The organism is Streptomyces sp. NPDC003038, assembly GCF_040611115.1.
Taxonomy (GTDB): Bacteria; Actinomycetota; Actinomycetes; order Streptomycetales; family Streptomycetaceae; genus Streptomyces.
Genome location: NZ_JBEXNN010000006.1, coordinates 267,620 through 280,761 on the forward strand (window position 1 = coordinate 267,620; position 13,142 = coordinate 280,761).

General features: G+C 73.1%; 13 protein-coding genes. 8 read left to right on the top strand and 5 right to left on the bottom strand.

Annotated features, from left to right (window positions below; all coding sequences use genetic code 11):
* Positions 1–205: 205 nt before the first annotated feature.
* Together ABZX75_RS10815 and ABZX75_RS10820 are read left to right on the top strand one after the other, a co-directional pair.
* The gene (locus ABZX75_RS10815; RefSeq protein ID WP_355409802.1) at positions 206–1,483 is read left to right on the top strand and encodes an SAV2148 family HEPN domain-containing protein; all 1,278 of its coding nucleotides are present in this window, start codon (positions 206–208) and stop codon (positions 1,481–1,483) included.
* A gap of 176 nt (positions 1,484–1,659) precedes the next feature.
* The gene (locus tag ABZX75_RS10820) at positions 1,660–2,379 is read left to right on the top strand and encodes a 3'-5' exonuclease (protein ID WP_355409803.1); all 720 of its coding nucleotides are present in this window, start codon (positions 1,660–1,662) and stop codon (positions 2,377–2,379) included.
* Between the two features lie 73 nt (positions 2,380–2,452).
* Here ABZX75_RS10820 and ABZX75_RS10825 read toward each other — a convergent pair whose 3' ends face one another.
* The gene (locus ABZX75_RS10825; protein WP_355409804.1) at positions 2,453–3,310 is read right to left on the bottom strand and encodes an aminoglycoside phosphotransferase family protein; all 858 of its coding nucleotides are present in this window, start codon (positions 3,308–3,310) and stop codon (positions 2,453–2,455) included.
* A gap of 147 nt (positions 3,311–3,457) precedes the next feature.
* On the opposite strand from ABZX75_RS10825, the gene ABZX75_RS10830 reads away from it, so the two are divergent.
* From ABZX75_RS10830 to ABZX75_RS10850, 5 genes are all read left to right on the top strand, one after another.
* Positions 3,458–4,375, top strand: coding sequence for a sugar ABC transporter permease (locus tag ABZX75_RS10830; RefSeq protein ID WP_355409805.1), 918 nt, complete (start codon positions 3,458–3,460; stop codon positions 4,373–4,375).
* Entirely contained in the window at positions 4,372–5,295 is a 924-nt protein-coding gene (locus ABZX75_RS10835; RefSeq protein ID WP_355409806.1) for a carbohydrate ABC transporter permease, read from the top strand. Before ABZX75_RS10830 ends, ABZX75_RS10835 begins: the two co-directional genes overlap by 4 nt.
* Positions 5,295–6,758, top strand: a complete 1,464-nt coding sequence (locus ABZX75_RS10840) for an extracellular solute-binding protein (protein WP_355409807.1) — start codon at positions 5,295–5,297, stop codon at positions 6,756–6,758. The genes ABZX75_RS10835 and ABZX75_RS10840 overlap by 1 nt, the downstream gene beginning before the upstream one ends.
* Positions 6,759–6,847: 89 nt before the next feature.
* Positions 6,848–8,050 carry a macrolide-inactivating glycosyltransferase gene (gene mgt, locus ABZX75_RS10845; protein ID WP_355409808.1) on the top strand — a complete coding sequence of 401 codons (1,203 nt, stop codon included), beginning with the start codon at positions 6,848–6,850 and terminating at the stop codon, positions 8,048–8,050.
* A 20-nt stretch (positions 8,051–8,070) separates the two neighbouring features.
* Positions 8,071–8,649 carry a DUF1697 domain-containing protein gene (locus tag ABZX75_RS10850; RefSeq protein ID WP_355409809.1) on the top strand — a complete coding sequence of 193 codons (579 nt, stop codon included), beginning with the start codon at positions 8,071–8,073 and terminating at the stop codon, positions 8,647–8,649.
* A 21-nt stretch (positions 8,650–8,670) separates the two neighbouring features.
* Here the strand turns inward: ABZX75_RS10850 and ABZX75_RS10855 are convergent, their stop codons facing one another.
* Positions 8,671–9,516: an aldo/keto reductase gene (locus ABZX75_RS10855; RefSeq protein WP_355409810.1), complete on the bottom strand. Its 846-nt coding sequence runs from the start codon at positions 9,514–9,516 to the stop codon at positions 8,671–8,673.
* 45 nt (positions 9,517–9,561) lie between these two features.
* Between ABZX75_RS10855 and ABZX75_RS10860 the strand changes: the two genes are divergently transcribed.
* On the top strand, positions 9,562–10,563 hold the full coding sequence (locus ABZX75_RS10860; protein WP_355409811.1) for a 2-dehydropantoate 2-reductase N-terminal domain-containing protein: 1,002 nt from the start codon (positions 9,562–9,564) through the stop codon (positions 10,561–10,563).
* A gap of 86 nt (positions 10,564–10,649) precedes the next feature.
* Here ABZX75_RS10860 and ABZX75_RS10865 read toward each other — a convergent pair whose 3' ends face one another.
* From ABZX75_RS10865 to ABZX75_RS10875, 3 genes are read right to left on the bottom strand one after another with little or no spacing between them, the layout of a single operon-like run.
* Positions 10,650–11,423, bottom strand: a complete 774-nt coding sequence (locus ABZX75_RS10865) for a sirohydrochlorin chelatase (RefSeq protein ID WP_355409812.1) — start codon at positions 11,421–11,423, stop codon at positions 10,650–10,652.
* A gap of 5 nt (positions 11,424–11,428) precedes the next feature.
* The gene (locus ABZX75_RS10870; RefSeq protein WP_355409813.1) at positions 11,429–12,331 is read right to left on the bottom strand and encodes an ABC transporter permease; all 903 of its coding nucleotides are present in this window, start codon (positions 12,329–12,331) and stop codon (positions 11,429–11,431) included.
* Positions 12,318–13,142, bottom strand: coding sequence for an ABC transporter ATP-binding protein (locus tag ABZX75_RS10875; protein ID WP_355409814.1), 825 nt, complete (start codon positions 13,140–13,142; stop codon positions 12,318–12,320). Before ABZX75_RS10875 ends, ABZX75_RS10870 begins: the two co-directional genes overlap by 14 nt.

Genomic DNA, 13,142 nt, shown 5'->3' on the forward strand with positions numbered 1-13,142 from the left:
AAGAGGGGCGCCACGCGTGGACATGGGATGCGCCTACCGGGTGACCCGGAGAGCTGATATGCGGGTCAGTGGACTGTCCGCGCATCCGATAATGGGTCAACGGGCAGCCGGTGTACGGGCCATCGGGCTGCATCGGGCCGCGCGCGCGGAGTACCCTTCCGTGATCACTGGAGACGGGCGTCCAGACGCAGAAGGCGGTGCACGGGTGAGCTCGGGAGGTCTGGAGCTGCCCCCTGGTGACAGCGGTCACGAGGGTGGCCCGGCGGACTCCCCAGGGAGTGCCCCCGGCGGGGCATCGCCGGGGGTCGCGGCGGGGGCGGTCTCCTTGGCGGGCGGCCCGGCGGCGGCCGGAGGCGTACGGGCCGGGGCCGAGCTGGACTGGAGCGCGGAGGCCTGGAGCGAGGTGCGCACCCGGGCGCAGCGCGCGGGCCGGGCCTACATCTGGCTCAATCTGATCGAACAGCGGCTTCGGTCGGTGGTCGGGGCGGTGCTGCGGCCCATCTACGAGCCGGTGCACGGCGGCGACGACTGGGTCGTCGCCGCGGCCGGACCCGCCGGGCAGGAGTGGGTGCAGCGGGCCGTGGCCGTGCGCGAGGTCAGCCGGCGCAAGGGCTACCTGCTCGACTCGGCCGACGACAACGTACTGAGCTTCCTGACGCTGCCGCAGCTGCGGGAACTGATGGTCCAGCACTGGCCGTGCTTCGAGCCGTACTTCGACGACCGGCGCGAGATCGAGCAGGCCCTGGACGAGCTGGAGGTCACGCGCAACGTCGTCTCCCGCAACCGGGCGCTGTCGCGCGCGGTGCTGGAGCAGGCGGAGCGGGCCTCGGCGCGGCTGCTGGAGGTACTGGGCGGGGGCGCGGGCAGCCCGTCCGCGGACCGGCTGCCGATCGACGCCGTCGAGGACTTGGTGGGCGACCGGTACGCGGACGTCATCTCGGTCCACCCGGACCGGGTACGGCTCCAGCGGCAGCTTCCGGCGGAGGACCTCTTCGGCGGCGCCCGGCGGCTCGACGCCATCGGCATAGGTCTCAACCTGCTGGTCCAGAACTTCTCGGGCCGAAGACTCGTCCGGCTCACGGAGGCCGGCTGCCGGGTGCGGCTGCTGTTCCTGAACCCGGCGAGCAGCGCGGTCAAACGGCGCGAGCGGGAACTCGGACTGCGCAAGGGCGAGCTGAGCCGCTCGGTGGAGATGAACATCCTGCACGTGCGGCGGGTGCGGGCGGGGCTGCGGGACCCTTCGCGGTTCGAGATCCACGTCTTCGACGAGACCCCGCGCTTCACCGCCTATCTGGTGGAGGGGGAGTCCTCGGGCATCGCGGTCGTGCAGTCCTACCTGCGGCGGGCCCGGGGCATGGAGGCGCCGGTACTGGTGCTGCGGGGCGGCGGGCGGGGTGTGCCCAAGGACGCGGACCACGGGCTCTTCAGCACGTACCGGGAGGAATTCGAGTCGGTGTGGGAGGATTCCCGGCCCGTGTCCTGAGGGTCGTCCGTGCCGGCCGTCCCCCCGGTGTGCCGACGCTGGTCCCGGCCCGGTGCCCCCACCGGTGTCCTGACAGTCCGGGAGGGGCCGCCGCACCGCTGTCAGTGCTCCGTGTCAGGCTGAAGGCCGTTGACGTACGCACGGGGGAGGGGCACGGGGTGGAGGGCTGGCACGGCATGGGGGACTGGCACGGCGGTGTGCTGATCGGGTTCGACCTGGAGACGACCGGCACGGAGCCGGGTGAGTCGCGGATCGTGACGGCCGCGGTGGTCGAAGTGCGGGGCGGTGAGGTGCGCGAGCGGCGCGGCTGGCTCGCGGATCCGGGGATACCGATCCCCGAGCAGGCGTCGGCGATCCACGGGATCAGCACGGAGCGGGCGGTCGCCGAGGGCCGCCCGGTGCGTGAGGTCGCGGACGAGATCGCGCAGGTGCTGGTCGGGCACTGGCGGCGGGGCGCGGTGGTCGTCGCGTACAACGCGGCCTTCGACCTGACCCTGCTCACGGCGGAACTGGCCCGGCACGGGCTGCCCTCGCTGGCCGACCGGCTCGGCGGGATGGAGACCGGGCCGGTGGTCGACCCGCTGACCATCGACCGGGCCGTGGACCGCTACCGGCGTGGCAAGCGGACCCTGGAGGCGGTCTGCGGGGTGTACGGGGTCACCCTCGACGACGCCCACGACGCGGGGGCGGACGCCCTGGCCGCGGTCCACGTGGCCCGCGCGATAGCCGCGCGCCACCCGGAAGTGGCCGCCCTCACCCCGGCCGACTTGCACACCCGCCAGGGCACCTGGCACGCGCGCTGGGCCCGGGACTTCCAGTCCTACCTGCGCCGCCAGGGCGCTCCGGACGCGGTGATCGACACGGCGTGGCCGTTGCGGGGGCTCGTACCGGCCTGAGATGAGGCGGCGTCACGCACCGCCGGGCGGCCGGGGGGTCCGCACGGCGAGGACACGGGCCCGGCCCCGGTGGTCAGAAGGCGTACCAGCGCGTTTCCCGGTCGTCGTCGCGGAGGGAAGCGACGCGGCGGCGGAATTCGGCGCGTGCCTTCGGGCTGGCCGGTGCGTGCTGGGAGACCCAGGCGCAGCCGGCCGTTTCGCGGGCGCCGCGCAGGACCGCGCAGCCGGCCCAGTCGCGGACGTCCCAGCCGTATGCCGTCACGAAGGCCTCGTACTGCTCGGGGGGCAGTCCGTACCGGTCGCGGGAGAGGGCCATCACCACCAGGTCGTGTTCCCGCAGATCGGCCGATACCGTCTCCAGGTCGAGCAGGACCGGGCCGTCCGGGCCCACATGGACGTTGCGGGGCAGGGCGTCGCCGTGGATGGGCCCCGGGGGAAGGTGCGGGGTGAGCGCGGCCACCTCGTCGGCGTAGGCATCGCGCCGGGCCCGCAGGTAGGCGGCGTCCGCCGGGTCGACGGCGTCGCCGGCCAGCCGCAGCCAGCGCTCGACCCCGCCCAGCAGATCCCGCGCGGGCAGGGCGAACGGCGGCGCGGGCAGGGCGTGGATCTGCCGGAGCAGTACCGCGAGGTCCTCGGCGCCCGCGGGCCGGACCGGGTCCGGGAGCCGGTGCCACAGGGTCACCGGGTGTCCGGCCACCAGCCGCGGCTTCGGCTCGGCCGGGCGGACCGCCGCCACCCCGGCCTCGGCGAGCCAGCGCGCCACGGCGAGTTCCCGTTCGGCCCGCGCCAGCAGTGCCGTCTCCCGGCCCACCTTGACCACCAGCTCGCCGACCGCGAACACCGCGTTCTCGCCGAAGGCGAGGAGGACGGGATCCCGGTCGCGCGTGAGGCCCGCCGCCGTCAGTACGTCCCTGGCCTGCGCCTCGTCCATGCCGTTCGTCTCGTCCTTCGCCGGATCGTCGTGAATCCGCCAAGTCTCGCATCGCGGTGTGCGGTGTCTTGACGCGCCATCAGGGGCTGCGCACGATGACCGGGGCGGATCCGGATCCGGGTGATCCACCCGGAAGGCGGGTACAAGGTGACCTCTGCCGTCACGGCCCCGGCGTCTTCGGGGCGGGCGCGCCGCCGGGCCGACCACGGGGCCTGGTTCCTGGTCCTGCCCGCGCTCATCCCCATCCTCCTGCTCAGTGTCGGACCGCTGCTCTACGGCATCGCCCTCGCCTTCACCGACTCCCAGTCCGGCCGGACCGCCGCCACCCAGTGGACCGGGCTCCTCAACTTCCAGGACCTGCTGCACGACCGGCTCTTCTGGGAGTCCTTCCGGATCGGCCTGCTGTGGGCCGTAGGGGTGACCGTCCCGCAGTTCCTGCTGGCCCTCGGCCTCGCCCTCCTGCTCAACCAGAACCTTCGCTTCCGCTGGCTGGCCCGGTCGCTCGCGATCATTCCCTGGGCCATGCCCGAGGTGGTCGTCGCGATCTTGTGGCGGCTGGTCTACCACCCGGACGCGGGGGTCCTCAACGAGACCCTGTCCGGCCTCGGCCTCGCCGGGGACACCGACTGGCTCAGCGGGCTCGCGACCGCCCTGCCCGCCGTCATCGTCGTCGGCATCTGGGCGGGCATGCCGCAGACCACGGTCGCCCTGCTGGCCGGCCTGCAGAACACCCCGCACGAACTCCACGAGGCCGCCGCCCTCGACGGCGCCGGGGCCTGGCGCCGCTTCCTGAGCGTGACCTGGCCCGCGATCAAGCCGGTGGCCCTCTCCATCAGCGCCCTCAACCTGATCTGGAACTTCAATTCCTTCGCGCTGGTCTACGTGCTCACCAGTGGCGGGCCCGGCGGCCGCACCCGGCTGCCCATGCTCTTCGCCTACGAGGAGGCCTTCCGCTACGGCCAGTTCGGCTACGCCGCCGCCATGGGGTGCGTGATGGTCGCGGTGATCTCGGTCCTGCTCGCCGTGTACCTCGCCGGACGGCTGAAAGGAGGCGAGGCACGGTGAACAGCGCCCCGCGCCGGACCGCCCCGCGCCGGACCGCCCCGCGCCGGACCGCCCCGCGCCGGACCACCCCTCGCCGAACGGCTCCGGGTCCCACCGCCCGCGCGGCCCGTGCCGCACAGTACGCGGCGCTCGCCGCCTACCTCGTCTTCCTCGCGTTCCCGTTCCTGTGGCTGCTCTCCACGGCCTTCAAACCGCCGCGCGAACTCGGCAGCCTGCACCCCACCTGGATCCCGAAGGACCCCACGCTCGGCAACTTCCGCCAGGCCTTCGCCGAGCAGCCCCTGCTGATCGCCGCGTCGAACAGCCTGATCGCCGCCCTGTGCGCCGCCCTGATCGCGGTCGTGCTCGCCACCCCGACGGCCTTCGTCCTCGCCCGGCGGCGGGGCAGGCTGTCGGCCGCCGCCACCGGCTGGGTCGTCGTCAGCCAGGCCTTCCCCTTCGTACTGGTGATCATCCCGCTGTTCCTGGTGCTCAAGAGCCTGCACCTGATCAACTCGGTGGCCGGTCTGATCCTCGTCTACGTCGTCTGGTCGCTGCCCTTCGCGCTGTGGATGCTCGTGGGCTACGTCCGGGCCGTGCCGCCCGAGCTGGAGGAGGCGGCGGCGATGGACGGGGCCGGGCGGCTGCGCACGCTCGTCTCGGTGGTCGCGCCCCTGCTGGCGCCCGGCATCGTGGCCACCGCGCTGTTCGCCTTCATCACCGCCTGGAACGAGTTCTTCTTCGCCCTGGTCCTCCTCAAGACCCCGGAGAAACAGACCTTGCCGGTCGTCCTCACCCACTTCCTGGGCGCGGAGGGAGCCGCCGACCTCGGCCCGCTCGCCGCCGCCGCGTTCCTCGCGACCCTCCCCTCCCTGGTGGTCTTCTCGATCATCCAGAAGCGGATCACCGGAGGCATGCTGGCAGGGGCGGTGAAGAGCTGATGAAGGTGCTCACGGACGCGCTGCGGCGGTTGTGCGCAGCGGTGCGGCCCGGATCGGCGGGCGCCCGCGCCCGGGTGGCCCGTACGGCCCCCGGGTGGGCCGGGACGCTCCGGACCGCGGGGTCCCGGCCCGGACGGCGGCGGGCGCGCGCGGCCGGGTGGGCGGTGGCTCTCGGCCTCGCGCTGACGGCCGGGACCCTCGGCGGTTGCTCGGCGCCGGACGGCAACGGCGGCGGCACCGGGCAGTCCGGTCCGGTCAGGCTCCGCTTCCAGTCGCTCGCGTGGCAGAAGGAGTCCGTCGACGCCAACAAGTCCCTCGTCGCCGAGTGGAACGCCGCCCACCCGGGCATCCAGGTCGAGTACGTCCAGGGCAGCTGGAACAGCGTCCACGACCAGCTGCTGACCTCCTTCGAGGGCGGCGAGGCGCCCGACGTCATCCACGACGCCTCCGACGACCTGGCCGACTTCGCGTACGGGGGCTACCTCGCCGACCTGCGGCCGCTGCTCTCGGACCGGCTCAAGACAGACATCCCCGCCGCCAGCTGGGAGAGCACCACCTTCGGGGCGGACGGCGGGGTGTACGGGGTCCCCTTCCTCCAGGAGCCCCGGGTCCTGATGGCCAACACCGAGCTGCTGCGGGCCTCCGGGGTCCGCATCCCCACCCCTGCAGCTCCTTGGAGCTGGGCCGAGTTCCGCTCAGCCGCCCGGCAGCTGACCGCCGACGGCCGGTACGGGGTGGCCTGGCCGCTCAAGGACCCCGTCTCCGCCACCCTCAACCTCGGCCTGTCCGCGGGCGGCCGGCTCTTCCACCGCGCGGCCGACGGCAAAGCCGTGATCCGCTGGGCCGAGGGCGACGCCGTCGTCCCCTCGACCATCCGGGCCCAGACGGACACCGATCACAGCGCCTCCCGCACCACCCTCGGCATGGGCGGCTCCGACACGCTGCCCGGCTTCTTCGGCGGCAAGTACGCGATGGTGCCGCTCGGGTTCTCGTACCGCCAGCAGATCGTCCAGCAGGCCCCGCCCGGCTTCGCGTGGCAGGTCCTGCCGCCGCCGGCCGGTGGGGGCGGCCCGGACGGACTGCTGCAGGGGGTCAGCCCGCAGACGCTGTCGATCGCGCAGGACAGCCCGCACAAGAAGGAGGCGGCGGCCTTCATCGACTTCCTGCTGAGCCCGGCCAACATGGTCCGCCTCGCCCTCGGCGACTGGATGCTGCCGACCGGTACCCGGGCGCTGGCCGACCCGGCCCTGCGCACCCCCGAACGGGGCTGGGCCGTCGGCGCGGCGCTGGCCGGCGGGCTGCGTCCGGCGCCGGCGCAGTCGGTCCGCGGCTATCCGGAGTGGAAGGACAAGGTCGCGACCCCGGCCCTGCAGGAGTACTACAGCGGTGCGATCGACCTCGCTGAGCTGGAGAAACGCCTGGTGGTGGACGGGAACCGGGTGCTGGCGCGGTATCAGCGGTAGAGGTCGGCGGCAGGGCCGGCGCCAGGGTCGTAGCCATGACCGACGATAAACACCTTGCACGAGACGTATCGTCTCGTTAGGGTCGGATCATGACCTCAGCCAAGCCCGCGCACATCGCCATGTTCTCCATCGCCGCCCACGGGCACGTGAACCCGAGCATCGAAGTGATCCGGGAACTCGTCGCCCGTGGTCACCGCGTCAGTTACGCCATCCCCGCCTCCTTCGCCGAGAAGATCACGGAAACCGGCGCCACCCCGGTGATCTGGAACTCCACGCTCCCCACCGACGACGAGCCCGAGGCCTGGGGCACCGAACTCATCGACAACATCGAACCCTTCCTCGACGACGCCATCCAGGCGCTTCCGCAACTCGCAGCCGCCTTCGAGGGCGACCAGCCGGACCTCGTCATCCACGACATCACCTCCTACCCCGCGATCGTCCTCGCCCGCCGCTGGGGCGTCCCGGCCGTCTCCCTCTCTCCGAACCTCGTCGCCTGGACCGGATACGAGGAGGAGGTCGCCGAGCCGATGACGGCCGCACTGCGTGCCTCCGAGCGCGGCCGGGCGTACTACGCCCGCTTCCGCGCCTGGCTCGACGAGAACGGCATCGACGAGCACCCGGACCGACTCGTCGGCCGCCCGCGCCGCAGCATCGTGCTCATCCCGCGCGCCCTCCAGCCGAACGCCGACCGCGTCGACGAGTCCGTCTACACCTTCGTCGGAGCCTGCCAGGGCGACCGCACGGCGACCCGGGGCAGCTGGCCGCACCCCCCGGCGGCCGAGGGGAGGAAGCTTCTGCTGGTCTCGCTCGGCTCCACCTTCACCAAGCAGCCCGCCTTCTACCGCGCCTGCGTCGAGGCCTTCGGGGACCTCCCCGACTGGCATGTGGTCCTACAGATCGGCAAGTTCACCGACGAAGCCGAACTGGGCGAGATCCCGGCCAACGTCGAGGTCCACCGCTGGGTTCCCCAGCTGGACGTCCTGCGCCAGGCCGACGCCTTCATCACCCACGCGGGCGCGGGCGGCAGCCAGGAGGGCCTGGCCACCGGCACCCCGATGGTGGCCGTCCCGCAGGCCGTCGACCAGTTCTCCAACGCCGACATGCTGGCCTCGCTCGGCGTGGCCCGGCACGTCCCGATGGAGGAAGCGGACGCCGCGACCCTGCGGGAAGCCGTCCTCGCCCTGACCTCCGAACCCGGGGTCGCCGCCCGCTGCGAAGCGGTCCGCGCCCAGATGGCCACCGAGGGCGGCACCCGCCAGGCGGCCGACCTCATCGAGGCCCAACTGTCGTAGCCGACGCCTAGGGTGCGTCCATGACGAAGAAGGCCGTGACGGTGAAGCCCGTGATGATGAAATACGCGGCGCTGCTGCGCGGCGTCAACGTGGGCGGGGCCAAGAGGGTTCCGATGGCGGAGCTGCGCTCCGTGCTGGAGGGCCTCGGCCACGGCGACGTACAGACGTACCTGCAGAGCGGCAATGCCGTCTTCAGCAGTACGCAGAAGGACCCGGCGGTGCTCGCCCGGGAGCTGGAGGCGGCCATCGAGGCCCGCTTCGGCTTCCGGGTGCCGTGCCTGGTCGTGGACGGGGACTACCTGCGCGCCGTCGCCGACGCCTGCCCCTTCCCGGCCGCCGAGCTGGAGGGCAGGCAGCTCCACGCCGTCTTCTTCTCCGAGCAGCCGGCCGAGGACCGTTTCGCCGCGCTCGACGCGCCGTCGTTCCTTCCCGAGGAATACCGGATCGGCGACCGCGTCCTCTACCTCTACGCCCCGAACGGCCTCGGTCGCTCCAAGCTGGCCGAGGCCCTCGCCAGGCCCGCCGTCGTCAGGGGCATCGATGTGACGACCCGCAACTGGAACACCGTCGTCAAGCTCGTCGAGCTGACCGGCGCCTGACCCGGTGCCGGGCGGCCCGGTTCACACGAGCGCGTCCAGGAGCGCCAGTTCGCGCGGGGTCAGGTGGACGGTGGCCGCGTCCAGATTCTCCGCCAGGTGTACGGGGGAACCGGTGCCCGGCGTGGGACACAGGACGGGGGAGTGGTGCAGCAGCCACGCCAGGGCGATCTGGCCCGGCCCCGCGCCGTGCGCCGTGGCCACCGCCGTGACGGCGGCCGCGCTCTCACGGGTCAGGGCGCCGCTGCCCAAGGGGTGGTACGGGAGGAAGGCGATCCCGTGGGCCTCGCACAGCGCGAGCACCTCCGCCGAGGACCGGTCCAGCAGGTTGTAGGGGTTCTGGACCGACGCGATCGGAATCAACTCCAGGGCGAGACGCAGCTGTTCGGCGGAGACGGTGTCCAGGCCGATGTGCCGGATCTTGCCCTCCGCCTGCAACTGCGCCAGCGCGCCCAGCTGTTCCGCCATCGGGACCGAAGGGTCGAGGCGGTGCAGCTGGTAGAGGCCGATGCGCTCCACGCGCAGCCGCCGCATGCTCGCCTCGCACATCGCCCGCAACTGTTCCGGGCGCCCCGCCCGGTGCCACTGGTCCGGCCCGGTGCGTACCACACCGCCCTTGGTGGCGATGACGAGCTGCTCCCCGTACGGGTACAGGGCCTCGGCGATCAGTTCCTCGGCGAGCTCGGGTCCGTAGTTGTCGGCGGTGTCGATGAGGGTGACTCCGCGCTCAACCGCCGTGCGCAGCAGCGCCCGGGCCTCGCCGCGCTCGCCGCGCGGGCCCCAGTAGCCGGGTCCGACCAGGCCTCGCGTGCCGAGGCCGAGTCGCCGTACCGGCAGGTCCCCACCCAGGCTGAACGTCTCTTCCACCATGCCCCGACGGTAACGCAGGGCGCCGGATGTGACAGGCTCGCGGACATGCGGTACATCATCATCGGCGCGGGCGCGGTGGGCGCCACCATCGGCGGACGGCTCGCGGAGGCGGGCGGCGACGTCGTACTCGTCGCACGTGGCACGCACGCGGAGGCCCTGCGGGCGGACGGTCTGCGGCTCACGACGGCCGACGGGGCCCGGGTCCACCGGCTGCCCGTGGTCGGTGGACCGGCCGAATTGGGCGAACTGCGGCCCGACGACGTCCTGCTGCTCACCGTGAAGACCCAGGACGCCATCGCCGCGCTCGACGCGTGGGGCGATGCGGAGGTCGCGGGCGGCGGCACGGCGGCGCAACGGCTGCCCGTGCTGTGCGCGCAGAACGGCGTGGAGAGCGAGCGGCTCGCCCTACGGCGCTTCGCCCGGGTGTACGGGCTGTGCGTATGGCTGCCCTCCACCTTCCTGGAGCCCGGCGTGGTCTCGGCCCTGTGCGCGCCGCTCACCGGGATCCTGCACCTGGGCCGGGCGGCGGGCGGCGCGGACGGCCTCGCCCGCAGGATCGCGGCAGACCTGGAGAAGTCCGGGTTCGAGGCGCCGGTGGTCGAGGACGTGATGCGGTGGAAGTACGCCAAGCTGCTGGGGAATCTGGGCAACGCGATCCAGGCGACGACCGGGCCGGAGCCGGACCCGGCGAAGGCGGCGCTGCTCCTGCGGGCGATCCGCGAGGGGAAGGCGGCCTACGAGGCCGCGGGCATCGCGTACGCCTCCGAGGCGGAGCAGTCGGCGGCCCGCGACGGCAAGGTCGACCAGCCGCCGGGCGTACGGGGCGGATCCTCCTGGCAGAGCCTGGCGCGGGGGACGGGGTCGGTGGAGGCGGACTACCTCAACGGGGAGATCTCGCTGCTGGGCCGCCTGCACGGTGTCCCCACGCCGGTCAACGATGTCCTGCGGCACGCGGCGAACATCTTCGCGCGGGAGTCGCTGCCGCCGGGTGCGATGTCGATCGCGGACCTGACGGCCTTGGCCGACGAGGCCGCCGCCCGCGGGTAGGGGACGCCGGGTCCGCTGCGCGCAGGCCTCCCGGGCTCTGCGCGGGGTCCGGGGCGGAGCCCCATGGGTCCAGGCGGCGCCCGGGCTCAGGCCGTGAGGGCGGGGACCAGGGCCGGGGCCGAGGCGGCTGCGTCGAAGCGGCGCAGCAGGAGGCGGGCCAGTTCCGGGGCCGCGCCCAGGACGCCGGCCACGATGTCCGCGCCCGCGGCCTCGGCGCCCGCTGCGATGCGGTCGGGGAGGCGGCCGGGGGCGATGACGTACGGGGCCACCGCCACCCGCCGGAAACCCTCGGCGCGCAGGGCCCGTACGGCGTCCTCCGTACGGGAGAACCCCACGGGAAAGGCTCCGGAGGCGAACGCAGGCCGCACGGCGCACCAACCGGTGTGCCGCCACTCCCGCGCGGTTTCAGCGATCACTGCGATCGCCTCCGGGTCTGAGGAGCCGGCGGACGCGAGCACCACCGCGGTGGTGGCGCGGTCCGCCGGGGTGAGGCCGGCTTCGGCGAGCCGGCGTTCGAGGGCGGAGAGGAGGAGCGGGGACGGGCCGAGGACCTCCGCCACCCGCACGGACAGTCCGGGGAGGCGGGCCGTCGACTCGGCCAGGGCCGCCGGTATGTCGGACTTCGCGTGGAAGGCACGGGTCAGCAGGAGCGGGAGCGCCACGACCTCCCGGACGCCGGACAGGTACAGGGCGGACAGGGCCTGCCCGACCGACGGGGTGTTGAAGTCCAGGAAGGCCGTCTCCACGCGCAGTCCGGGCCGCAGGGCCCGCGCGCGCCCGGTGAGGGCGTGCACGGTCGCGGCGTGCCGCGGGTCGCGGCTGCCGTGGGCGATGACGAGGAGTGCGGGTGCGCGGGACACGGGACTCAGCTCTTGACCATCAGGCCGCGGGTGCGCAGCACCCACCGCTCGACCGGGCTGAAGATCAGCAGGTCGATGGCGATGCCGACGAACAGGATCAGGATGATCGCGAGGAACACGCCCGGCATGTCGATGTTGTTGCGGCCGTTCTCCAGCAACTGGCCCAGGCCCAGGCCGAGGTCGGGCGAGGAGGCGATGATCTCGGCGGCCATCAGCGAGCGCCAGGAGAAGGCCCAGCCCTGCTTGAGGCCGGCGAGGTAGCCCGGCAGCGCGGCCGGCATGACCACGTGCCAGGTGCCGCGCAGCCCCGTGGCGCCCAGAGTGCGGCCCGCGCGGAGGAAGAGCGGCGGCACCTGGTCCACGCCGGACACCAGGCCGTTGGCGATGGACGGGACGGCGCCCAGCAGGATCACCGCGTACATCATCGAGTCGTTCAGGCCGAGCCAGATGACGGCCGGCGGCACCCAGGCCACCGAGGGCAGGGACTGCAGACCCGACAGGATCGGGCCGATGGCGGCGCGGATGAACTTGACCCGGGCGACCAGCAGGCCGAGCGGGGTGCCGATGGCCAGGGCGAGCAGGAAGCCGAGCAGACCGCGCGAGACGCTGGTCCAGACGACGTCCAGCAGAGTGCCCTTGAGCCACATGTCGGACAGGCCGTCCCACACGGCGGACGGAGCGGGCAGCTTCGTCTGCTCGGTGACGTTGGTGGAGACGAGGATCTGCCAGGTCAAAAGCACGAGGCCGACGGCCACGAGCGGGGGCAGGACCTTCTTGACGAGGACCTCGCCGACCGGCGTGCGGTGGGTCTCGACCGCGTCGAGGGCATCGAGGCCGGCCTCCAGGCCCGCCAGGTCGTCGCCCTTGCCCTTGGCCGCGACCTTCGGGGTGGTGTCAGTGCTGGCCATGGCGGCGGATCTCCCCACGCAGGTGTTCAGTGATCTCAAGGGACAGCTCCGCGACGTCCGCGTCCTCGATGCGGCGCGGCTGCGGGATGCCCACGGTCCATTCCTTGGCGACCCGGCCGGGCCGGGAGGAGAGCAGGACCACGCGCTGGGCGAGGCGGACGGCCTCGCGCACGTTGTGGGTGACGAAGAGGACCGACAGGTTGCCCGCGGCGGAGCCGCTAGTGTTCGCAGCTTCCCAGATGCGGGTGAGCTCGCCGTGCAGCACGTCCCGCGTGATGGCGTCCAGCGCCGCGAACGGCTCGTCCATCAGGAGGAGCTGGCTGTCCTGCGCCAGGGCGCGGGCCAGGGCGACGCGCTGGCGCATACCGCCCGACAGTTCGTGCACGCGCTTGCCGTGGGCGCCGTTGAGGCGGACCAGGTCCAGCAGCCGTTCGGCCTCCGGACGGCGTTCCGCCTTGGGGACTCCGCGCAGGCGCAGGGCAAGTTCGATGTTCTTGCCCGCAGTCAGCCACGGGAAGAGGGCGTGCTCCTGGAACATGAGCGCCGGACGGCCGCCGGGGGTCTCGATCGACCCCGCGGTCGGCTTGTCGAGGCCCGCGACCAGGTTCAGGAGCGTGGACTTGCCGCAGCCCGAGGCCCCCAGGATGGTGACGAACTCTCCGGGAGCGACATCGAGGCTGATGTCGTCCAGGACGAGCTGCGATCCGGCCGGGCCGGAGAAGGACTTCGAGACGTGCTCGATGCGGGCGGCGTGCGGGTGCGTCTGCTCCGCTACGGTGCCCTCGGCAGCCTTGGCAAGCGTGGTGGCCAT